Origin of the sequence: Owenweeksia hongkongensis DSM 17368, assembly GCF_000236705.1 — a bacterium.
Classification (GTDB): Bacteria; Bacteroidota; Bacteroidia; order Flavobacteriales; family Schleiferiaceae; genus Owenweeksia; species Owenweeksia hongkongensis.
In genome coordinates, this window is the sequence record NC_016599.1 from 2719636 (window position 1) to 2741871 (window position 22236).

18 protein-coding genes are annotated in these 22236 nt (G+C 40.6%); 7 read left to right on the forward strand and 11 right to left on the reverse strand.

The window, feature by feature from the left end; translation table 11 throughout:
* Positions 1–288 precede the first annotated feature (288 nt).
* A complete protein-coding gene (locus tag OWEHO_RS12045) occupies positions 289–1071 on the forward strand; it encodes a hypothetical protein (RefSeq protein ID WP_014202758.1) in 783 nt (260 codons plus the stop codon).
* 71 nt (positions 1072–1142) lie between these two features.
* Here the strand turns inward: OWEHO_RS12045 and OWEHO_RS12050 are convergent, their stop codons facing one another.
* Complete coding sequence (locus tag OWEHO_RS12050) at positions 1143–1955, reverse strand: hypothetical protein (protein ID WP_014202759.1); 813 nt, start codon at positions 1953–1955, stop codon at positions 1143–1145.
* A gap of 163 nt (positions 1956–2118) precedes the next feature.
* Here OWEHO_RS12050 and OWEHO_RS12055 point away from each other — a divergent pair, with 163 nt between their 5' ends.
* Entirely contained in the window at positions 2119–2841 is a 723-nt protein-coding gene (locus tag OWEHO_RS12055; RefSeq protein WP_014202760.1) for a 3'-5' exonuclease, read from the forward strand.
* A complete protein-coding gene (locus OWEHO_RS12060; RefSeq protein WP_014202761.1) occupies positions 2834–4501 on the forward strand; it encodes an ABC transporter ATP-binding protein in 1668 nt (555 codons plus the stop codon). Before OWEHO_RS12055 ends, OWEHO_RS12060 begins: the two co-directional genes overlap by 8 nt.
* 3 nt (positions 4502–4504) lie before the next feature.
* Here the strand turns inward: OWEHO_RS12060 and OWEHO_RS12065 are convergent, their stop codons facing one another.
* Genes OWEHO_RS12065 through OWEHO_RS12100 form a run of 8 tightly spaced genes read right to left on the reverse strand, consistent with a single transcriptional unit; the run spans position 4505 to position 14690 of the window.
* Positions 4505–6001 carry an ArnT family glycosyltransferase gene (locus tag OWEHO_RS12065; RefSeq protein ID WP_014202762.1) on the reverse strand — a complete coding sequence of 499 codons (1497 nt, stop codon included), beginning with the start codon at positions 5999–6001 and terminating at the stop codon, positions 4505–4507.
* Positions 6002–6025: 24 nt separating this feature from the next.
* Positions 6026–7363 (reverse strand): SLC41A family transporter, encoded by a 1338-nt coding sequence (locus tag OWEHO_RS12070; protein ID WP_014202763.1) that lies wholly within the window; start codon positions 7361–7363, stop codon positions 6026–6028.
* Positions 7363–8022, reverse strand: a complete 660-nt coding sequence (locus tag OWEHO_RS12075) for a CoA transferase subunit B (protein ID WP_014202764.1) — start codon at positions 8020–8022, stop codon at positions 7363–7365. Before OWEHO_RS12075 ends, OWEHO_RS12070 begins: the two co-directional genes overlap by 1 nt.
* Before the next feature lie 9 nt (positions 8023–8031).
* Positions 8032–9810 (reverse strand): ArnT family glycosyltransferase, encoded by a 1779-nt coding sequence (locus OWEHO_RS12080; protein ID WP_014202765.1) that lies wholly within the window; start codon positions 9808–9810, stop codon positions 8032–8034.
* Positions 9811–9825: 15 nt separating this feature from the next.
* Positions 9826–10530, reverse strand: a complete 705-nt coding sequence (locus tag OWEHO_RS12085; RefSeq protein WP_014202766.1) for a CoA transferase subunit A — start codon at positions 10528–10530, stop codon at positions 9826–9828.
* 15 nt (positions 10531–10545) lie between these two features.
* Positions 10546–12849, reverse strand: coding sequence for a transglycosylase domain-containing protein (locus OWEHO_RS12090; protein ID WP_014202767.1), 2304 nt, complete (start codon positions 12847–12849; stop codon positions 10546–10548).
* Positions 12839–13321 (reverse strand): gliding motility lipoprotein GldH, encoded by a 483-nt coding sequence (locus OWEHO_RS18510; protein ID WP_014202768.1) that lies wholly within the window; start codon positions 13319–13321, stop codon positions 12839–12841. The genes OWEHO_RS12090 and OWEHO_RS18510 overlap by 11 nt, the downstream gene beginning before the upstream one ends.
* The gene (locus tag OWEHO_RS12100) at positions 13311–14690 is read right to left on the reverse strand and encodes a PSP1 domain-containing protein (protein WP_014202769.1); all 1380 of its coding nucleotides are present in this window, start codon (positions 14688–14690) and stop codon (positions 13311–13313) included. Before OWEHO_RS12100 ends, OWEHO_RS18510 begins: the two co-directional genes overlap by 11 nt.
* A gap of 157 nt (positions 14691–14847) precedes the next feature.
* On the opposite strand from OWEHO_RS12100, the gene porZ reads away from it, so the two are divergent.
* The 4 genes from porZ to OWEHO_RS12120 all read left to right on the forward strand — a co-directional run bounded on the left by porZ (position 14848) and on the right by OWEHO_RS12120 (position 19551).
* Positions 14848–17163 (forward strand): type IX secretion system anionic LPS delivery protein PorZ, encoded by a 2316-nt coding sequence (porZ, locus tag OWEHO_RS17955; protein ID WP_169312788.1) that lies wholly within the window; start codon positions 14848–14850, stop codon positions 17161–17163.
* On the forward strand, positions 17163–17885 hold the full coding sequence (recO, locus tag OWEHO_RS12110) for a DNA repair protein RecO (protein ID WP_014202771.1): 723 nt from the start codon (positions 17163–17165) through the stop codon (positions 17883–17885). The genes porZ and recO overlap by 1 nt, the downstream gene beginning before the upstream one ends.
* A 211-nt stretch (positions 17886–18096) precedes the next feature.
* Positions 18097–19134, forward strand: a complete 1038-nt coding sequence (locus OWEHO_RS12115) for a hypothetical protein (RefSeq protein ID WP_014202772.1) — start codon at positions 18097–18099, stop codon at positions 19132–19134.
* A 36-nt stretch (positions 19135–19170) separates the two neighbouring features.
* On the forward strand, positions 19171–19551 hold the full coding sequence (locus OWEHO_RS12120; protein WP_014202773.1) for a T9SS type A sorting domain-containing protein: 381 nt from the start codon (positions 19171–19173) through the stop codon (positions 19549–19551).
* 12 nt (positions 19552–19563) lie between these two features.
* On the opposite strand, the gene OWEHO_RS17960 is transcribed toward OWEHO_RS12120, so the two are convergent.
* Positions 19564–20541, reverse strand: coding sequence for a DUF4837 family protein (locus tag OWEHO_RS17960; RefSeq protein WP_014202774.1), 978 nt, complete (start codon positions 20539–20541; stop codon positions 19564–19566).
* Between the two features lie 2 nt (positions 20542–20543).
* Positions 20544–22133, reverse strand: coding sequence for a lytic transglycosylase domain-containing protein (locus OWEHO_RS12130; protein ID WP_014202775.1), 1590 nt, complete (start codon positions 22131–22133; stop codon positions 20544–20546).
* Positions 22134–22236 lie beyond the last annotated feature (103 nt).

The following is a 22236-nucleotide window of genomic DNA, read 5'->3' on the forward strand; positions in this document are numbered from 1 at the left end:
CAAACGGAATGTAAAAATTACAGGCGGTAGTGTTCTACTGTGGTATTTACCGCTAGAAAGATTGCTAGGTATTTTGCACAAATTGTGATTCGCTGCTCGTTTTGTAGGAAAAATCCCCAAATGTTAATTCTCGTTTTTTTGATTCGTCTGAAAATCAATGCGCTTAAAATCAGATGGTAGATATGTGTCACTTTCGTTAGTAATATTTTAGGCCTGATTTATGCAGTAGTTTTCTTACAAGCAGGTTGACTCCCCAGGCTTGCTTTTATAAAATAACATAAAATTGAAATGACTAATATCGCTGCATTCAAGTCTTACGCAGACTCTCCAAACTATCCCCAAAATATTTCTGAATTAACGCCTGCCCAATGGATTCATTACTTGATGCTTCTGTCGAGGTACAGCAATCAAGAAATATCTATTCAGGATTTTAAAGTAGAATGGTTGGCTTATCTCACTCGAATGAGTTCTTTTGGTGCAAGCCGAATGAGAGTGGAAGAAATGATTAATTCTGAGGAGTATAGTCTAGATGGCTTTGTGCAACACTTAGATGGAGTTATAGAAATAAACACTTTTACGGTAACAAATAATTTACCACAGTACACGTGGAATAACATTAGATACACTGGCCCTCAAGATTTGTGTTTCAATTTATCTTTTGGTCAGTTTTTGACTGCATATTATGTCTTTCAAGATTATGCGCTTACCCAAAACCCAATTGCTCTAAAGTACCTTTTTGCCGTGTTATATAGTGATGGAAGCCCACTTTATCAAAGAGTAGAGGCACTGGAAGATATTCCAAATTACGTGGCTTTGTCGGCTTACTATTTTTTCAAATCGGTGGTTTCACACATTCATGAGAATCCTGTATATGTGGCTGGAGAAGATCTTCCGTTGTATAGAGTTCTTAAAGAGGCGGCTAAGAAATCCGATGTTTCCAACTTTGGAATGGAGGAAGCTTTATATGATATCGCATATCAAAGTGGTGTTACAATAGATCGGGATAATCTAAAAAACCAAAACTTGTATGAAGTACTGCGCTATGTTTGGTTTAGAATAAAAGCGGATTAAGTATTTACAGGTTTGTACAAAACAACAAAGCCCCGCTGATGCGGGGCTTTGTTGTTTTGCAACATATTGACTTACATCAAAAAAGTAAAGGTGTAACCACTAATAGTTACGGTGGCGACTCTGTCACAGACTCCGTTTCCATAGTCAAACAGGCGATCTGGAAGCGGTGGAACTTGCAGGTTAAATGAACCACTAACAATGTAACTACAACCAGCTTCTACACGAAGTGGGTCGATTATAGTAATGTCGTAGTCAATTCCAGAAGCGGTTTTTCCATCTGCCACACCTGTAATTTCTACTGCATTGTCATGCGGATTTAAGTTTCCAAAGCCATCAGTCCATACACGGGTTTGAGTGCTGTTCCATGTTATCGTATCTTGATTTGGATTGATAATAGATAAAGCGGTGTTGATGTCCAAATACGGATCTCCATCATTATTTAAGCCTTGAAAAGTCATTGATTTAGAACCTATAACTAAGTGATCATTTACCGTATACCCATTAGAAGTTACAGAAGTAACCGAACCAGCATCAAATGGATTATCTTCTAGTGTAACAATCAATTTTCCACGCCTATTTTTACCATCAGAACCTAAACAATTTGTGGCTCCAAAATCAAGCGTGACCTCTGTTGTAGATCCTGTGGTGTCAATAGTGTAGGTAATACAGCTGAGCCACGAGGTTGTTTTCTTTGAAGGGTTACCTTCCATACTCATTTGCCCAAGGTTGGTGATTTCATCGTCTATGCTCATCGTCATGGCGATGTCATCTGTGGTTTCAGCCTCTGGCTTTTCAGGGCTAGTATCAGCTTGTGTGTCGTCTTTTTGGCATGAGGCCAACCCCGCAATAAGAAGTGCGGAGAGTAGAAATTTTGGTGTTTTCATGATTGTTTACTTTAGTAATACTTACGCAAGTTTAATACAATTTATTGTGTAAATGGTTTGAATTTCAGTGCTGTAGCGTTTGGTTAGATGTGAAAATCAAACAGTTGTAATTTCTAATTGCTTGAAATATCATAACTTCCATTAACACTAAAAACTCATAATTATGCCTCTCTACAAAACAGACCCCTTCAAAATTTTATTTCTGGATATTGAAACAGTGAGCCAGGTAGAAGATTTCAATAAGCTGGATGAAAATTGGCAACACCTTTGGGATGGAAAAACTCAATACCAAAGACAGGATGAAACTCCTGAAGAATATTACCCCAAGCGTGCTGCGGTGATGGCAGAGTTTGGAAAGGTGATTTGTATTTCATGCGGTTTTCTCAAAGAAATAGAAGGACACCGTACATTTCGCGTTCGATCCTTTTATGGTGATGATGAAAAAAAGGTTCTCGAAGATTTCGCAGAAATGCTCTGCAAGCACTTTGACAAAGATTATTTGCTATGCGCTCACAATGGTAAGGAGTTTGACTTTCCCTACCTTTCGCGAAGAATGATTGTGCACGGAATACATTTGCCAAATTCGCTAAATACAAGCGGACTAAAACCGTGGGAAGTGCCACATTTGGATACCATGGAAATGTGGAAATTTGGCGATTGGAAAAGTTACACAAGTATTAAGCTGCTTTCGGCTTTGTTGGACATTCCTACCCCCAAAGATGACATTGACGGCAGTATGGTGGGAGATGTGTATTGGAAAGAGAAAGATTTGGAACGCATAGTTACCTATTGCCAAAAGGACGCGGTAACCGTGGCGCGTGTATTTTTAAAAATGGAAGGTCTGGGAGAGCTCCCGGAAGATGAAATAGTTATAAATAATGACTGATAGCCCTTTACTTCGCGTAAAAGAATTGAACATAAAAGCGGGAAAATTACCGCTTGTACATAATCTGAATTTTGACCTTTTCAGAGGAAAAACACTGGGTATTGTAGGTGAATCCGGTTCAGGAAAATCACTGACCAGTTTGGCTATCATGGGGCTTTTGCCCAAATCTCTTACCGTTTCCGGGCAAATTATTTACACAAAGAAGAACCTTCTTGAAATCCAGGAGAATGCGTATTCAGCACTTCGCGGAAAGGACATTGCTATGATTTTTCAGGAGCCTATGACAGCTCTCAATCCAACCATGAAATGTGGAAAACAAGTGATGGAAATAATGCTTCGTCATTTGAAAATTGGAAAGGAAGAAGCGAAAACAAGAACTTTAGAACTCTTCAATAAGGTGGACCTTCCAAGGCCGGAGGCAATAATAGATAGCTATCCGCATCAAATAAGCGGTGGACAAAAGCAGCGCGTGATGATTGCCATGGCTATTGCTTGCAAGCCAAAAATACTGATAGCGGATGAGCCAACTACTGCACTGGACGCTACCGTGCAACAAGGAATTTTAGACCTTTTGAATGCTCTGCGTGATGAATACGGTATGGGTATGATTTTTATAAGCCATGACCTGGGTGTGGTAAAAAATGTGGCGGATGATATTTTGGTGATGTACAAGGGGGAAACCATGGAATACGGTAAGTCTGAAGAAGTTTTTCATCATCCTAAAAACCCTTACACCCGCGGCCTTTTGGCATGTAAGCCAAGCCCCGGAACTTCTTTTGAAAGGCTTCCGGTGGTGAGTGATTTTTTAGAGGGAAATAGACCTAAGTTAAAGTTGCAAACCCCTGAAGGGCGTGAGCATAAGTTGGAGGAGCTGCTTAAGCAAAAACCACTTTTGCAGGTAAAGGATGTAAACAAATACTTTAAGGGGAAGAGCGGCATGTTTACGAAAAGTAGCACTGTAACTGCTCTGGATAAAGTGGAATTAAAGATTTACCCCGGAGAAACTTTGGGCTTGGTGGGAGAGTCAGGGTCAGGAAAAACTACATTGGGAAGAATACTTTGTGGCTTGGAAAAGGCCAGCACCGGTTCTGTTTTTTACAAAGGAAAAGATATAAGTAAAGCCACCACAAGTGATTGGCGAACTTTGCACCGCGATATTCAAATCATTTTTCAGGATCCGTTTTCAGCTTTAAACCCAAGGATAAAAATTGGAGACGCAATAGTAGAAGCTATGGCGTTGCGAAAGGATATTAAAAGTAAAGATAGAAAGGCCGAGGCCGAGAGTCTTTTGGTAAAAGTGGGGTTGACTGCTGAGCAGTATGACCGCTACCCACACGAGTTTTCGGGTGGACAAAGGCAAAGAATTGGTATTGCACGAGCCTTGGCTGTGCAGCCCAAGTTTATTGTTTGTGATGAGTCAGTGAGCGCGTTGGATGTTTCGGTACAGGCGCAAGTGCTCAACCTTTTAAATGACCTAAAAGACGAATTCAATTTTACTTACCTCTTCATTTCTCATGACCTTTCTGTGGTCAAGTATTTTTCTGATAGAATAGTGGTGCTCAAAGATGGACAACTTGTGGAGGAAGGCGCGGCCGATGCGCTTTATGATAATCCGCAAACGGAGTATACCAAGAAATTGATTGCGTCTACGTTTAATTAGTTTTTAGTTCTGTGGATAAAAGAAATGTATTGAATCTGCAGAGATAAGTATTGAGCGACTTGAAAGCGAAGAATCTATTTGTTGATTAGGTGCAACCAAAATGCAAATAGTTTTCTCCAGACTTTGCAACAACTCCACTTCATCCAAGGTTGGTAGGCGATCATAAGCAGTACAATGTGTATAGAAAATCATATCGGCAAATAGCATAGATGGTGTGTTGAAGATTACCGAGTTTTCCGGAATATTATTTTTTACTTCGAGAGCAAATTCCCGGTATTTCTCAGAGCGCTCAATAGTTAGTTGTGGTTCACTTTCGTTTACATAGGTCACAAAAAACTTTATTGAGATAATGGCTACTATAAGAAGGAAGACAAACTTTCGTTTGCGAGCGGCCCACAACCATTCGATAAACGGTGCAGCTAAAAAAGCGGCATAGGGAATTAATATTATGGTAAAGGCCTTAAGCTTAGTGGCCGCAATGGTATAAAAAATAAGGACGGCAAAAAATGAAACTGCTGCGGTGATGAGTATGGGGCGGTGCTCCCTGCGCAAAGACCGGGCGATGGATAAAGTGCCCAAAGCAAGTAATACAAGAACAAGAAACTGTTCTGCCCATACTACAAAATGGTAATTCCAGGCATGGTAGTGTTCTTCTACAGTGTGTGAGAAATGCAGACTATTGTATTCCCATTCCTTTATAAATAGATCTGGAAAGCGTAGGTATGAATAGAGTTGCCAAGGAACAAAAACGAGTAATGAGCTAAGGCCAGAAAGAAATAGATCCCTCCAGCTTTTAAGCGTAAAATTCTTTGTGAGCAGCAAGAATAGCCCAAAACTGAATAGCACCAATGAGCCTGCCAACCATTTAGTGAGCATGGCTGCTCCGCAAGCAAGCCCTATTGCTAAGGCATATTTTAGTTTAGGTGCTTTTGTATAAGAGATGAATGCCCAAAAAGCTAAGCTCGTGTAGCTTGCAAAAGCCAAGTCATTATGATCCATACCTTGGCGCCCATTAACGAGCAATAATAGCATGGGGGAGGTAAATACGATGAGCATAAGCCAATGTGAGGCCTTGGGAAAATAGAGTTTTGTTGCTTTATAAACAGCTAATCCCATAACTAGAAACATCACTACACTTGCACTCCTCATGCCCTGTAGTGAGGTGCCAAAAACTTTCATTCCTAGGGCCATTTGCCAAGTAAAGAGGGGTTGCTTATGAAGCCAAGTATATGTGGCGTACCAAGCTTGATATGGCCATGAAGTAATGTAATTTGTTGGCATCAGTTTTAGATGGAATGGATCCGTCATTGCATTAAGTGCAACTACAGCGTGATAGCGCTCATCCCAGGGATGAAGATAGTCGTCAAGAAATATGGAGTGAATGGCGACTAAAATTCCTCCGCCTAAGATGGTGAAAAAAGAAAAATTATAAGATTGCCGATACCATAAAAGACCACCAATCATGAAAAGTAATATGCTGCAAAATAAAAGTATGTTCATGAGTGGAGAGACAAGTTTTTTATATCAAAATCCTTCATTTCTTTTGGCTTTATCGTAGTCTGGTGGATCTAAAAGTTCAGGGTAGTTTTTTACAAAATTGTCTTCGGTAATCTGTTCCCAAAATAATGCTTTTGACATACTATCGGGGTGTATCAGCCCTTTAGAATAAAGAATATTGAAGTGCAGTGATAAAATGCTGGCGACCACAATTAGTGTGTAGGTAAGCGTAGAAGGTAAAATGCCTTTTTTGGCGACAGCCGCCAATAAGGAGGCTATGGAAAGCCCCATAAAAGGCAGGTACTCTATCAATGCACGAGCTCCAAAACTGCCGCCATACCACCAGCACCACCAGCTAAAAGTAATCCATAACCCTACAAAAAGGGTAATAAGCGAGGCTGTGGCTGTTGTTCTGTTTTTCTTGAATAGAAAGTAAAATCCGGGTAAAGCCAGAAACAGCAGAGGGCTATAGATGAACCAACCCTTGCGGTAGCTGAAGAGGCCTTTCCAGAGCTTGGGATCAGAAAAGAAGAAGCCTTCTTCATTGTAGCTGTAAAAAAACCAGTGTCCTGTCATGTGTTTCCAATAGACAAACTGAGGAACCCAAAGTAAAATGGCAAGTAGACCGGCTATTAAAGCATGCTTTAGGATTATAAGAGGATCATGTTGCTTTCTTTGAAAAAATAAGGAGATAAGAGGAAATAGAAGTAGGACAATATTAGTAGGGCGCAGCAATACCAAAAGACCAGCAAGCAACCCTAAGCCTATCGCTAAGCTCATGCTTTGGCGGATGCGGTATTTATAAAAGAAATAAAGGAGAGCTGAAAACAGTGCGAAGCCATAAGCATGACTCATAGGTTCAACAAAGGTATAATGCGGCAAGTTGGTGCCTATAAATAGGGCGACTGTGACCACCGAAGCTATGAATGAGGAAACATAAAACTGAAGCCAATTGCCCAAATACCAGAGTCCGATTAGGGCAAAAACCAGACTAGAGGCTAGCAAGCCGATTTTATATGGTTTGCTAAAAGCATCAGCCGAGTGGGTATCATTATACAATGCATACCCGTGAGCTGCAAGAAAAAATGGAGCGTAACATATAGATGCTCCGTAAGTCATTTTAACTGGCAGGGTTGTGCCATCAATTACAGCATGTTTAAAGTGTGCTTTATGCCACAAGGAATCCTGGTCCTCAAAATGAAAGTCTTGATAAATAAAGGTGGCAGGTAGGTATGTGTAATATTGGCTTATATCCCAATCAATCACGGGTTTACTATTCCAAATGCTTAATCGCAGAAAACTTATGGCCGAAATAATGCAAAGGAGAGAATAGGTGATATAAAAAACTCGTGAGTTTTTCTTCATTAGCCAAGTTGCATTTCAGGAATATCTCCTTCCACGATAAGTTTTCCTTCTGTTGCTTTTATAACCTGGTCTACGGTAACTCCCGGTGCTACTTCTTTTAGCTCAAAACCTCTTTCAGTAACATCAATTACGGCAAGGTCGGTTACTATTTTCTTTACACAGCGCACTCCGGTAAGGGGTAAAGTACAGCTTGGTAAAAGCTTGGATTCGCCAGCACGATTAGTATGCATCATAGCCACGATAATGTTTTCCGCAGAAGCTACAAGGTCCATAGCTCCACCCATGCCTTTCACCATTTTGCCAGGTATTTTCCAGTTAGCAATATCTCCATCTTGAGAAACTTCCATAGCTCCAAGTACCGTCATGTGCACATGCTGTCCGCGAATCATTCCAAAGCTCGTGGCTGAGTCAAAATACACTGCTCCAGGCAAAGCGGTAATGGTTTGCTTACCAGCATTTATAAGATCAGCGTCTACTTCATCTTCGTAGGGAAATGGTCCCATTCCAAGAATTCCATTTTCGGATTGAAACTCTACAGAAATGCCTTCAGGAATATAGTTTGCCACTAATGTGGGAATGCCAATTCCAAGGTTTACATAATATCCATCTTGCATTTCTTGTGCAATGCGTTGCGCGATTCCGTTTTTATCAAGTGCCATATTGTGTATTTAATCAAGTTTAAAAATAGTGCATTCTGCAGCTTTCACGCTTATTTTGGGTACTCGGTAGTTCCAAATATAAACGTGGGCCAAGGTAGCAGATGCAGGAATATTGTACCAAGTAAAAGTAAATTTTGTATCACCCGTTTGATTCCAATTGAGTTTTAAAGGAGTGATTTCTATTTGTTCGGTGGCTATTATTTCTCCAATCGAATCTTTTAGCTCAATGGTTGTATAGAGTAAATGTGGTGCAGAAGGAGCTGCAATATTTACCGAAAAAGAAAACAGAAGGTTTTTGTTTTTGAGTGTGTTTAGCCCAATATCTCCAAATTCATAGCGCTGGTTTTCAATTTTGTCTGGATGTGAAATCTGGTAATTATATACGGGAGTCAATATTTTCGGAGATTTTCGCTTTAAAAGTGAGGTACTGTTTCGCTTATCGCTGGATATAATTTTATAATCCTTAGCGGGAAACTGGCCGAGCGAATCTGAAATCAAAACTATATCTGCGGAGGTGTTGGTGATGTTCCAAGCATATTGCAAATCGTTCAGCTGAGTTCCATTTTTCATATTGAGATAATCGTACACATGCTTGTTAAAAAGTACATTGCTCTCAAGGGTTAAAAGTTGATTAGTATCCTTTTGAAGTTTTACAAGGTCATCATAAAAATCATCTGAAAATTGCTGGAGAGCCCAATCGTCCAAAGAGGCGCGGTATAGGTTATAGCGTGGTACTTGGGTTATGGGTATTAGTAATAGAGGAACGCTGAATAAGTATGCCTTGTTCCAATAGGATTGGAGAAAATCTAGGCTAAAAAATAGTGAAGCTACCAATAGAAAATACCAATGGATGGTGGTGCGCTCACGTGGTAGGTTTACATCTAAAAACCAAAACTGCACTAAGGTGGCTAGTATATTTAATGTAAGAAGCGTGCCAATTATGAAGTAAGGATTTTGGGCTTTTTTCGTGCCTATTTTACTTATGATTGTTCCTATTGCAGTTGCAATTATTAGAGCAATTATTAATAAGTCCCAAGCTGAAGAAATATTGCCATGTAGTGCCGCTAACAGGGAGTGAAAACTGTCGCGGATGTTAGTTTGAAAGCCAAAGTATAATTGATTGTAAGCTTTTAATTGTAACCCCATAAGAATTGGGATTATAAGTACACTGGCTCTAATGAGAATATTTACAAACCATTTAAATCTGGGCGTTTGCGTATAAGTAAAGTAGGCAAACAGTAGAATCCATATAAAATAACTATTCACCAAATTGAGATTGGAAAAAAGCGCTAAAGTCATAAAGAGCCAAGTTTGCCAATCAAGTAGAAGTTTTTTGCTCTCTACAGCTTTTATAAAGTGCCAAATAGCAGCGGTAAAAAAGGCTATAGAAAGACCGTATCCACGAGTGTATCCAAATAGTTCGAGTAGGTAGGGGGTGGCAATAAGACAGATCCAAAAGCCCCAACGAATCCAGATATTTTTCAGAAGCTTCCCTATTTTGAAACTATAGAAGGAAAATAGACCAAGGGCAAGCACATTGGGAATCCTTAGTGCCCACTCCTCAATGCTGATCAACTTAAAGCAAATCCAGGTAAGTAGTGAGTTTACAGGGTGATTATTAGCTGACCAAAATATGGTGTCAAAAGGAAGGAACCTATCCGTATAAATGAAATATAGAAAGGTATAAGCCTCATCATTTATTAGCGGGTTGAGATACGCCCTAGCACTTACATAAATAACCGCAATCAGGGCAAAAAGGACGAAGAGGACTTTCTCGACTTTGGCCATTGTGTAAAAAAAAGCTTAAACCGCCTTTTGCCTTACAGTCCTTTGTTCTATGCGTTTTTCAAACTTTTCACCTTGGTAAATGCGCTGCACAAAAATACCTGGGGTGTGAATTTCATTTGGATCAAGCTCACCAGCAGGCACTAGCTCTTCCACTTCGGCCACGGTGATTTTACCTCCCATTGCCATCAAGGGGTTAAAATTTCGTGAAGTTCCTTTAAAGATTAGGTTTCCTGCTTCGTCACCTTTCCAGGCTTTTACAAAGGCAAAATCAGCTTCAAAGGCGTGTTCTAAAATGTGTGGCTTTCCATTAAACCAGCGAACTTCTTTGCCCAAAGCTACTTCGGTACCATAGCCTGCAGGAGTAAAGAAAGCAGGAATTCCAGCTCCAGCAGCTCGGCACCTTTCTGCCAATGTTCCTTGCGGGATTAGCTCTACCTCAAGTTCACCGCTAAGCATCTGTTTTTCAAAAAGATCATTCTCACCTACATAAGAAGAAATCATTTTTTTGATTTGACGTGTCTGGAGTAAAAGACCTAAGCCAAAATCATCAACACCGGCATTGTTACTTATACAGGTAAGGTTAGTAGCTCCGCTTTCGCGTAAAGCATTTATACTGTTTTCAGGAATTCCTGAGAGACCAAAACCACCCAGCATCAAAGTCATGTTATCCTTAATTCCGTCTATCGCTTCTTTGGCTCCAGCCACTACTTTCTTTATCATAATGTCCTGATTTTATCAAAGATTAATTTCGTTGTCAATTTCATTCGGATCTACTTGCTCCATAGGCTCACCCTCCTCATCCTCATATTGCTTGCAGTTTAGCTCTACGCTAATGGGATCCAATGGTTTTTCAAAGTCCGCCTTGCTTATATTAAGGTTTTTGTCTGCATAGCACTTTTCCATAAAAAGAGCCCAAACAGGTAATGCCACTGTTGCTCCTTGCCCATAATAAATACTTCCAAAGTGTGCGGCTCGGTCTTCACAACCTCCCCATACAGAAGTGATCAAATTAGGAACCACACCCATAAACCAACCATCAGAATTGTTCTGTGTGGTTCCGGTTTTTCCGGCAATTGGGTTTTGGAAATCCCATGGAAAGCCAGTTACAACATCATTGGTGTAGCGACCTGATCCTAAACGCAGTCGTGCTCCAGTTCCGCTTTGAGTTACACCCTTCATCAAATCTAAGATTACGTACGCATCTTCCTCACTCATTACCTCGTTGGTACGGGGTGTAAACTCCTGAAGTACTACGCCATTTTTATCCTCAATTCGGGTAATCATTATAGGCTCCGTGTAAACACCTTTATTGGCAAAAGTGGTGTATGAGCCAGCCATCTCATATACTGAAAGATCCAAAGTTCCTAAAGCGATAGACGGTTGAATATCGATCTCGCTGGTTACGCCCATTTCTTCAATTAAGCGAACCACCGGCTGCGGACCAACTTGCTTCATTAAATACGTGGTTACCGTATTCACACTATTCGCCAAAGCCGATTTTAATGTAAGTGAACCACCATATTTACCATCTGAATTGGAAGGACACCAATCTTGCAAAAGCCCGAACTTGCCTTGCTCTATACAGGTTTTTACGTTTGGTACAGTAAAGCAAGGGGAGTAATGCTTTTGCTTAATAGCTGTGGCATATACAAATGGCTTAAATGTAGATCCCACCTGACGCTTTCCCTGTTTTACGTGATCGTATTTAAAGTGCTTATAATCTATTCCTCCTACCCAGGCTTTTACAAAACCAGTTTGTGGTTCTACCGACATCATACCTGCCTGATAAAAATGCTTGTAGTAGCGAATGGAATCCATGGGACTCATAATCGTATCAAAATCACCATTCCAGCCAAATACGGTCATTTCCTTTGGTGTATTAAACACAATGTCAATGGAATCATTAGACATTCCTCTTCGCTTCAAGCTTTTGTAATGGTTACTTCTACGCTTCGCGTGTTCCATTATCGATTCAATCTGAGACTCTGACACATTATGGAAAGGTGCATATTTGCGGCCTTTTTCTTTCATGAAGAAAACTCGCTGCAAGTTGGAGAAATGTTCCTTTACAGCTTCTTCAGCATAGGTTTGCATGCGATAGTCTAGCGTGGTATATATTTTAAGACCATCGGTGTAAATGTTATATTCAGTGCCATCAGGTTTTGGGTGTTCTTTTACCCAGTCTTTCATATAGGCTCTAAGGTATTCCCTGAAGTATGGGGCAAGTCCTTCCAGGTGGCTTTGGCGCGAAAATTTGATGCGAAGTGGGCGAATCTTCAGTGTGTCATATTCCTCTTTGGTAATCATGTCATTTCGCAACATTTGGCTGTACACCACATTTCTGCGATCTTTCATGCGGACGGTATCTCGTCTGGGGTTGTACAAAGAGGGATTCTTCACCATTCCTACCAAAATAGCAGATTGCTCTATGGTTAAACTATCTGGAGTGGTGTCAAAATATATTTTGGCGGCAGAGTTTATTCCCACAGCTTGATAAATAAAGTCAAACTGATTAAAATACATAGCAATGATCTCTTGCTTGGTATACTGTCTTTCTAGCTTTGCGCTAATTACCCACTCCATAAACTTTTGCTTGATACGCTCAAGAACACTTTGGGCAGGTTCATGGAATAGCTGCTTAGCCAATTGTTGAGTTATGGTACTGCCCCCGCCATCTTTTCCCATTCGGATAACGGCTCTTGCCAAAGCCTCAAAGTCGATTCCACTGTGCTGGTAATAGCGCTCATCTTCGGTGGCTACCAAAGCATTGATAAGGTGAGGGGATAAATCTTTGTAATCGGTATGGGTGCGGTTTTCTTGATAAAATTTCCCTAGCACCTTATTATCAGATGTAATGATTTCGCTGGCGAGGTTGCTCTTTGGATTTTCAATTTCTTCAAAAGTGGGGAGCTTGCCCAATGCGCCCACCGCCACAAGAGTGATAAAAGCAAAGGTTGCAAATAAGCCGATGCCAAAGAGTATCCACAACCATTTTACATAAGCCCTGAAATCATCCTTGGTCTTTTTCTTATTTGCCATCTTTTGTATTCTCGATTTTATAAACCCCCAGACCTATATCCTCCACACCTTTCAAATAATCCACCCGCATTGCCTGCTGAAGCGTAAATGTATAATTTCCTGATCGGTTAAATTGCAAGTAGCCTTGTTTGAAAGGCCAAGTGTTGGTTTTTAATTCACCCACTCCATCACCAAGCCATTTGCCATAAGCATCAGCAAGAGTAAACTGCGCGGTGTCACTAAACTCTATTCCTCTATCAGAAGCTACTGAGCGAAACAAATAGATATTGCTGTACTCATAGTCATCATTATTGCGGAGGTGCCACACTATTTGATAGGCAGCCAGTGTATCGTCAATTTCTACATCAAAAGAAACCAAACTATCCTTGAACCATCCGTTTTTTGAAACAGGAACGTAGGCCTCATAAATAGGCGATGGACCGCAGGAGGCCAGTAGTATGCCTGCAAATAATACCAGAAATTTACTCCTCACTCTTCTTTGGGTTTTGCGGTGGACGTCTTCTGTTTCGATTATTGTTAGGCTTTGGCTTTCCTTGCTTTTGCCCTTGCCCTTGTCCCTGGCCTTGAGGTTTTCCTTGGGGCTTTGGTGCGTTTCCAGGTTTTGCATCTTTTGAACCTTGGGGTTGCCTAGGACCTTTCGGCTTTTTCTGTCCTTTTGGTTTTTGAGCTCTAGGTTGATTTCCTTGCGCTTTTGGAGCATTAGGATTTTCACCCTGTGGACGCTTTTTGTTTCTGCGCTTTTTCGCATTACGCGATTTTGACTGATCAAAACGTGTGATACTATCTTGCTCAATTACGCTTTCATAGGTTGGTGAAGCAATTGTATCTTCTACTACCATGTAATCTTCAAGCGCAGCGGGCTTTTTGTTCTGCTTGTTTTGAGCTACTATTTCGTTCACCTTGCTCACATCCATAGCTACCCAATCCGTACCACCTTCGCGGTAAGCGTACCAAAGTCTACCCTTAAAAATGTCCATTTTTTGAAAAACGGCTTCACCCTTTTGGGTAAATAGGTTTTGCGAAGTATCTGGAAATTCTTTGAGTGCGTCCAAATAAGAATCCAACTCATAGTTGAGGCAGCACTTTAGTTTTCCACATTGGCCGGCTAGCTTTTGCGGATTTAGTGCAAGCTGCTGATAACGTGCTGCGGCAGTATTTACTGAGCGGAAATCTGTAAGCCAGGTGGAGCAACAAAGCTCACGACCACAGGAGCCAATTCCGCCTACACGGCCAGCTTCTTGTCGCGCACCAATTTGGCGCATTTCCACACGTATTTTGAATTCAGAGGCCAAAACGCGAATCAATTCTCTAAAGTCTACGCGCTCTTCGGCAGTGTAGAAAAATGTGGCTTTGTTGCCATCACCTTGGTATTCTACATCGCTTATTTTCATTACCAAGTTAAGTTCGCGTGCCAGCACACGACTTCTCACCATGGTTTCTTGTTCTCTTTCGCGGGCTTGTTGCCAAATTTCAATGTCGCGGGTATTGGCTTTGCGATAAAGTTTCTTAAAATCACTGGCATCAAGTTTTACCTTTTTTTGCCTCATTTGTAAGCGTACCAGTTCTCCGGTAAGAGATACAGTACCTATATCATGTCCAGGGCTCCCTTCTACGGCTACATTATCACCAATATGGATGGGAAGATCCTGAGTATTTTTATAAAACTCCTTTCGTCCGTTTTTGAATCGTACCTCTACAAATTCAAATTTTTTGCCAGCAGGCTGCTCCATATTAGAGAGCCAATCAAAAACGGATAATTTATCACAGCTATTGGTACCACACGAGCCATTGCTCTTGCAACCTTTGGGAAGCCCGTTACTACTACAATTAGTGCATCCCATTTATCTGTATTTCAAATTTATTTGCTTTATGGCTTTGCAAAGCTAGGCCACAAAGTGCGCAAAGATATTAATATCCAACAACGGAGAATATGGCTGTTTCATATCATTTTTGAATAGTTTCGCGTTTACTACATCAAGCATTCACATGATACCTGATATGAGATTAACAATATTCGCTTTTTTATACTTGGCTTTCAGTACATTGGGCATAGCTCAAGCTTCTTCCACCATCGGAGTGTGGCTCGATCATCTGCCTTATGGAAATATAAAAGATATGGTGGAGCGCGAAAAAGTGTTGTATTGCGCTACCGATCAAGGCCTTTTTGTGTACGATCATAATGAGTTAAATATAGAGCGCTATTCAAAAGTAAATGCGCTAAGTGATGTTTCTCTTACCTGTCTCGGTTGGTCTGAGCAGTATCAAACCCTTATCATCGGATATGAGAACGGGAATATTGATTTTTTTGACGGAAGCGACATTGAGAACATGCAGGACATCAAAGCCAGTCCAAGCTACACGGGTCTTAAGCAAGTAAATCACATAGAAACAAATGGAAAATACGCATACATCTGTACCAATTTTGGTATTGTACAGTATGATATGGCTCGTGGTATTGTGGAAGAAACTTTTGTAATCGGGCCAAATGGAGTCACCTTGGGGGTGGATCAACTGGCGTTTTCAGAGGATAGCATATTTGCCGCAACATCTTTAGGTCTCTTTGCCGCCAATAGAAATGCACCCTTACTCACTTTCGAAAGTTGGAACCGGATCAATAGTTTGGGGGATGATATTCCCTTTGTGTGTAGTATTGATGACAGGGTTTTCGTGTATCAGGATAGTAGTGATGAAATATTATACAGTGATGGGCAAGGGTGGACTGCAAGTATGCTGGATCCACTTTTTAGGGGTGACTTGAATGACATGAGAAGTGATAAAGGTTATCTACTTATCACCAATAATTTTGGCTCACAAGCCGTGGAAAAAGATGCTTTGACCATTATTCAAAATTTTCAAGCGGGGACCCAATCCCTTGATATACCAAACCTCACCTGTGCAGCCCTAAGCTCTAGTATTGGATTTTACTGGATAGGCACTAGCGGAATTGGTATGATTGCCTGGATTAAGTTTGATGGGGTGAACTCTTATGCGGAGCAGATTTTGCCCAACAGCCCCAATCAAAAATTTGTAATACAAATGTATCATGATGACGAACGTTTGTTTGTGGCGCCTGGGGGTATCACCGGGGTCTGGAGCCCTTCATTTGTAGATTATGGTTATTATGAGCTAAGAGAATATAATTGGACAAGTCATACTTCTTCGGAGTATAATCAATACATGGATTTAGTAGCGTTTATTACAGATCCCGAGGATAAGGATCATTATTATGCCTCTTCTTACGGTAATGGTATTCTAGAGTTTAAAGATGGAGATTTTGTGAAACTGATTAATTCAGAGAATAGCGATATGGTACCAATGTCGGGCGGAACGGAGCAGCGAATTGGCGGTTTTTCTGCTGATGAGGATGGTGGAATTTGGTTTTCAAATAGCCAAACAGAAAGGCCACTTGGGGTGCTTCGCCAGGATGGGAGCATAGAAATGTTTTCTTTAGGATCACTTACCAGCAGTTCAGATGCAATAAAGAATATAATGTATACCACCCAAGATCAGGTGTGGCTTCAGGTAAGGAATGATGGAGTAGTAGTGGCTCAAATAAACGAAGATGGTGTGGTGAGTGACAGGAAGGCTTTGGGTACAGAGGAAGGCTTTGGAAACCTGCCAAGTGGTACCGTTTTGAGCTATGCCGAAGATTTAGATGGAGAGATATGGATAGGCACAATAGAGGGCATGGCTGTATTGTATAGTCCACAAAATATTTTTGAAGCTGAGCGCAATTATGATTTTCAAATAATAGTGATAGATGAGGATGGTGATGGAAATGGTGAGCGTGTGCTTGGAACAGAAATCATAAATGACATTGAGGTAGATGGAAGTAACAAAAAATGGTTTGCTACCGGAAGTAGCGGGGTGTTTTACACTTCCGAAAACGGAAAGGAACAGATCTATAATTTTACCATAGATAACAGTCCATTGCCGAGTAATAATATTCTAGATATTGAGATTGATGACGTTACCGGAATGGTGTACTTCGCTACCGATCAAGGAATCGTGTCTTTTCAGGGGGGAGCTACTGAGGGAGTGGGCAACATGGTAGATGTATTTGCTTACCCGAATCCTGTAGAGCCTGGTTATGAGGGGCCAATTCTTATTAGAGGCTTAGTAACCAATGCTCAGGTAAAAATCACCGACATTGAAGGGAATATCGTTTATGAAACCATAGCTGAAGGTGGACAAGCACTATGGTCGGGCAAGAGTTTTAGCGGCCAGCGCGTAAAATCTGGGGTATACCTAGCTTACATTACTAATGATGATGGTTCAGCAACTGCTGTCACAAAAATTATGATCATTAACTGATGCTTGCCAAAACCCGTGCTTTGGTATTGGGCTCTGTAAAGTATGGCGACAATAGTTTAATTGTGAAAGCCTACACCAAAGACGAGGGAATCAAAAGTTTTATTGTGGGGAGTATTCACTCCAAAAAAGGTGTTCTAAAACCAGCCATGGTTCAAGCATTGAGCCAGCTGGATCTGGTGTATTATTCCAAAGGAAAGGGTGAGCTGAAAAGGATAAAGGAGGCTGCCATGGCACATCATTATAATGAACTGTGGTTTGACCCTGTAAAGAGTAGCTTAGCTATGTTTCTGGCTGAAATACTGGCTCATGTTTTAAAGGAAGAAGAAACCAACCCAAACCTTTTTGATTTTATAAGTGAAGCTTTTATGGAGCTGGATGAACTGGAGGAGGGTATTGGCAATTTTCACCTTTTCTTTCTGCTTCGGCTTTCTGGCTTTTTGGGTTTCGCTCCTCAAATGCCTTTGAAGGGGCAGGAGTATTTTGATTTGCAAAGCGGTATTTATAGCTCCAGCAATGTAGAGCATTATCATTACTTAAATAAAGAAGAAAGTAAGCTGTGGCTGCAAATGCAGGAGGCAGAAAAAGCTAATTCTTTAAAGATGGGAATTGCAAAAACAAGTCGTTCACAGCTGTTGGAATTTATGCTCAATTACTACCGATTGCATATTACCGATTTTGGGCAGCTACGCTCGTTGGAAGTGGTGAAATCACTTTTGAGTTAAGAAAGCAGACTACCTTTAGGATATAGTAGTAAGTCATTTTTGTCAATAACAACAAATGATTTGGCAAATAAATTAGCTACAATTAGGTGCTTACAATTTGTTAAAGTTTGATATAATCGATTTTTGTTGGAGATGATTTTTTAATATTGAGGATAAGGTAACGCGCAAATTTGAAGTTTGTATGTAACCTATGTGAATTAACCCTCTCTCAATGAAAAATATACTATTTGCATTTTGTCTTTTAACCCTTAGCGTAAGCCATGCTCAAGACAAAGTTGTCACACTACTCCCGCCTTCTGGGAATATTTGGACTTGTGGTCTATTTGAAATTAACGATACAATTTATTGCCCGTATCAAGACTACTCGGCAGTAAAAGCTTCTCGATTTTTACAACTTGATTATGATCTTAATAATATTGATACATTAATCTTTGCACTTGGCCGCGATTCACTGGATTATGCCTTTAATTTGGTGATAAATTCTGAACCTCATATTCTCTTGAGGAAAATAAAAAATGGCAGAAATGTTTTCTATGCAAGAAAGCTTCATAATGAACGCTTAAAAGACTCTTTGTTTCTTCCTATTGACACAATTGACAGGGGTGAACCATTTAGAGCCTATACGGTAGATGAGAATACTACAAGAATGATAATAGCAAAATGGGATACTAATCATAGGTTTATTCTTAATTCTACAATTGTAGATTTAGATTCAAATTTTAACATGAAGGAGTATCATACCATACAGGTTCAACCAAACGTGCTAAAATGGATATCTTTAATACTTTCTATAACCCCGGTTAATGATACACTTTGGCATATTCATACTAATGATGCATTATACTTGTATAATCCGAAAAGTAAACAGACGATTTCTGGTAAAAAACTATACGGAGAAACTCAAAGTTATTACAAAATAGATAGCACCAAGTATTTGGCTTTTGGTACCGTAGGTCAGCCCACCGTGCCAGGGCAGCCGGGTAATTATAGTGATGATTTAGGTTTTTATCGTATCAATGCAAATGGAGATGTGTTAGAGACCTTGAAGTTCAATACAGTGGTGGATTCCAGTACATACCCGCGTTTGGGGTATATTAACTATTCAATAGAAGATGCACAAGGGCCACTTGCTATTGTTTATGATACCAATAACATCTTTTTAGCCACTCATTCAAAACTTTCGAAACAAGGGCCAAATGAGTATTATTTTATGATAATAAAAACGAATAGTCGGGGCGATGAATATTAGCGTTATGTGTGGGACGGTAAAGGAGCTCTTACAAATATGAGAAGTGTTACACCCACACCAGACGGGGGATGCATTATGGCTGGTCTACATTTTTATAATTTTCCACAGAGCAGTATTGTTCTTATAAAACTCGGTCCAGATGGTACTATCTCTAATGTGGAGTTTGATGCTCCGGAGACAGTAATAAGTTTTTACCCCAACCCGGTAAAAGACAGGCTGTATTATGATTTTTTGCCAGAGGCAAAAGGGCCATGCACAATGGAGATAATGGATATGCATGGCAAACTTGTTTTGAGTCAACTCTTAGAGCGGAATAGCAGTTCTATGAATATAAACCTGAAGGAAGATTTTTATCTGTACAACTTAAAAACTGCGAAAGGTAAAACGGAGCAGGTGGGTAAATTGGTGGTGGAGTAAAAAGGGTTTTACTTAGTTAGTAATCTCCAGAGTTCGCAAAATCGCCTCCAACTCAAGTATCAAATTGCGCTTCTTTATTTCGGGGGCATAAATGAATGCATCAAGCATTATGCGTTGATTATTGGTTTCGTCAAACACAGTATAGTTGATAAACGAGCCGCCCATAAAATCACCTTTAGTGCGCCACAACCCACGGGTTTCTATAGCAAAGTTGCCATCTATTTTCAGGTTTTCAAACACTGGCGGAATGTAATCTTCCACCACCATGTAACTCCCTTCACGGTCACCTTTTATAAAATGGCTAGTGAGGCTATCGCGCAAAGGAATAATGCGATCTCCGATAAGGGCGTCATCTTCCATTATTGGGTCAAAGTGGATGAGTATACCTTGATCACTTTTTAAGGACTTATTCCAAAGCACCAGAGTGTTTTCACTTTCCTGATCTATGATAAACGAGGCGGGAATTTTCATGGAAACATGATGATCCTTAAGAAGCTTAGGCACAGGTTGTGGCTTAGCTGTCACTCTTTTTTGCAGGTGCTCCATTTCACTATCATGAAGCATTTTGGTTAGATCTTTCTGATTTTGGATAATCAGCTTGGCCAGTTCAGTGCCGCTTGGAGCTGTAAATTTTATGAAAATCTGAGGGCGGGCAAATTCGTCTTTTTCAACGGTCACTTTAGCTTCAGGGCCTTCTTCCAAAACCACAATGTTGCGAGAGCGATGCAACAAACTATTGAATGATTCTGGGGGCACTTGCCTTACGGTAAAAATGGGCTCTGCTTGTGGAAGTCCATCCTGCTGAGGTGCAAAATACTTGATAAACTTTTCCCCGGCTACTTCACTCCAAATGGACTCTTCAGTCACCACAATAATGTCTAAACGGCCGCCATTACTTGTGGGTAGGGTGTCTGCGAAAATCTGGCTTTCAGAACCATCCTGACATCCAACAAATAGAAGAAGAATAGGTAAGAGCCAGAAATTTTTCATGTTTAGCTATTTGGGTAAATTTTTAATCGCATGCCTGGTTTCAGGTTTCGGGCATTACTAATGCCGTTCCATCCCATTATATTTTGAGCACTTATTCCAGGGTATTGTTTTGCAATGCTGTAAAAGGATTCTCCACTTCGCACGCTATGCATTACATACTCTCCTTTTCCATCTGTTGCTGCGGGCTTTGGAGTAGTAGATTGTGCTACATTGGATGTGGGTAATTTTCTTGGGTAAATGGTAAGCCTTTGTCCTACTCTAATAGTGTTTCCTCTAATGCCATTCCATCTGCGAATACTACTTACGGACACTCCATATTTTTCAGCAATAGTTCCCAATACGTCACCTCTACGCACAGTGTAACGAATTCTTTCGTCCATCACTATTTCGGTTGGAACATCAGGCTTTTTTTGCTCAAAATCTTTTTGCGCTAAAGCGTAAATAGAATCTTCATTAGTAACAAACATTCCCATTTTTTGCGAAGGTAGAATCAAGGTGTAAGGCTTCTTCTCATTTTTAGGGATCATCTTGTAGCGGTAAGCAGGGTTCAGGAAAGCCAGCTCTTCCTCAGTGATATCAATGAGTTTAGAAATTTGCTCGAAGCTAATTTGCTCTTTTATAAGAACGGTGTCTGTAGAAAAGTAAGAAGGTTTTACATCCGTAGGGAAAATGAAGTGCTCACTAGGATAATTCATAATATAATTTACCGCTATAAAAGCCGGAACATATCCAGCAGTTTCACGTGGTAAAAATGGGCGAATCTCCCAGTAGTTACGCTTTCCGCCAGATCGTCTTATGGCTTTGTTTACGTTTCCTGGCCCGGAGTTGTATGCTGCTAAAGCTAAATTCCAATCACCGAAAATGCCATAAAGTGTTTGCAGGTATTTACAAGCTGCTTCTGTAGATTTTAATGGGTCATTGCGATCATCCACATAAGAGGTGGTGGAAAGTCCATTCATGCGCCCAGTGGCGTACATAAATTGCCAAAGTCCGGCTGCTCCTACTCGGCTGCGTGCAGCTGGGTTCAAAGCAGACTCTACGATTGCAAGGTATTTTAGCTCAAGCGGAAGATTGTATTTATCCAGTGCTTCCTCAAACATAGGGAAATAGTATTCGGACAAACCTAGCATACGGCTCACCTGTTCGCGTCTGCGCTGAGCATACACGTCAATGTAGCGTTTTACGTATTCGTTATAATCTAAATCAAAAGGGGTGTTGGCATTTAGAAGTGCAATACGCTCTTTATAGATGCTGTCTGAAAAGGTAGGAACCACAAAAGCGGTATCTTCAGTATTTACAAACTCTTCGGTAGAGGCAATAGCCGAATCAGTAATAAAAAAGCTGAGATTCAGAAGGCTATCGAGTTTCGCTACAAAAGGATCGTCCTCAAGCGAGATTTCACCTAAATCTAGCGGCTTTATTTTTTTGATGGTGTCGGTATCGCCTTTTTCCATTGTCTGCCATCTATTGGCAGCAGCGATTTGGCTAAAGCCACAAAAGGTGACAAAGGCTGTTAAGATTATATTTTTCAAAGTGAGAGAGTTTATCGTTCTATGTTCCTTATCCTGTGGGTAATCCGTTTTCTTCTGCATTATAAAACATTTCTCGGGTTTTCACAAAAAAGCCTATTAACACTAATAGTGCCAAGCTTTTAGTCAATTTGAAAAAATAACAGGAGCGAATAACAAAAGCACC

Excerpts from the sequence above, each read along its gene's own strand:
- OWEHO_RS12045 (WP_014202758.1), top strand. The coding sequence starts at position 289 with ATGACTAATATCGCTGCATTCAAGTCTTACGCAGACTCTCCAAACTAT.
- OWEHO_RS12050 (WP_014202759.1), bottom strand. The coding sequence starts at position 1,955 with ATGAAAACACCAAAATTTCTACTCTCCGCACTTCTTATTGCGGGGTTG.
- OWEHO_RS12055 (WP_014202760.1), top strand. The coding sequence starts at position 2,119 with ATGCCTCTCTACAAAACAGACCCCTTCAAAATTTTATTTCTGGATATT.
- OWEHO_RS12060 (WP_014202761.1), top strand. The coding sequence starts at position 2,834 with ATGACTGATAGCCCTTTACTTCGCGTAAAAGAATTGAACATAAAAGCG.
- OWEHO_RS12065 (WP_014202762.1), bottom strand. The coding sequence starts at position 6,001 with ATGAACATACTTTTATTTTGCAGCATATTACTTTTCATGATTGGTGGT.
- OWEHO_RS12070 (WP_014202763.1), bottom strand. The coding sequence starts at position 7,363 with ATGAAGAAAAACTCACGAGTTTTTTATATCACCTATTCTCTCCTTTGC.
- OWEHO_RS12075 (WP_014202764.1), bottom strand. The coding sequence starts at position 8,022 with ATGGCACTTGATAAAAACGGAATCGCGCAACGCATTGCACAAGAAATG.
- OWEHO_RS12080 (WP_014202765.1), bottom strand. The coding sequence starts at position 9,810 with ATGGCCAAAGTCGAGAAAGTCCTCTTCGTCCTTTTTGCCCTGATTGCG.
- OWEHO_RS12085 (WP_014202766.1), bottom strand. The coding sequence starts at position 10,530 with ATGATAAAGAAAGTAGTGGCTGGAGCCAAAGAAGCGATAGACGGAATT.
- OWEHO_RS12090 (WP_014202767.1), bottom strand. The coding sequence starts at position 12,849 with ATGGCAAATAAGAAAAAGACCAAGGATGATTTCAGGGCTTATGTAAAA.
- OWEHO_RS12100 (WP_014202769.1), bottom strand. The coding sequence starts at position 14,690 with ATGGGATGCACTAATTGTAGTAGTAACGGGCTTCCCAAAGGTTGCAAG.
- porZ (WP_169312788.1), top strand. The coding sequence starts at position 14,848 with ATGAGATTAACAATATTCGCTTTTTTATACTTGGCTTTCAGTACATTG.
- recO (WP_014202771.1), top strand. The coding sequence starts at position 17,163 with ATGCTTGCCAAAACCCGTGCTTTGGTATTGGGCTCTGTAAAGTATGGC.
- OWEHO_RS12115 (WP_014202772.1), top strand. The coding sequence starts at position 18,097 with ATGAAAAATATACTATTTGCATTTTGTCTTTTAACCCTTAGCGTAAGC.
- OWEHO_RS12120 (WP_014202773.1), top strand. The coding sequence starts at position 19,171 with ATGAGAAGTGTTACACCCACACCAGACGGGGGATGCATTATGGCTGGT.
- OWEHO_RS17960 (WP_014202774.1), bottom strand. The coding sequence starts at position 20,541 with ATGAAAAATTTCTGGCTCTTACCTATTCTTCTTCTATTTGTTGGATGT.
- OWEHO_RS12130 (WP_014202775.1), bottom strand. The coding sequence starts at position 22,133 with ATGCAGAAGAAAACGGATTACCCACAGGATAAGGAACATAGAACGATA.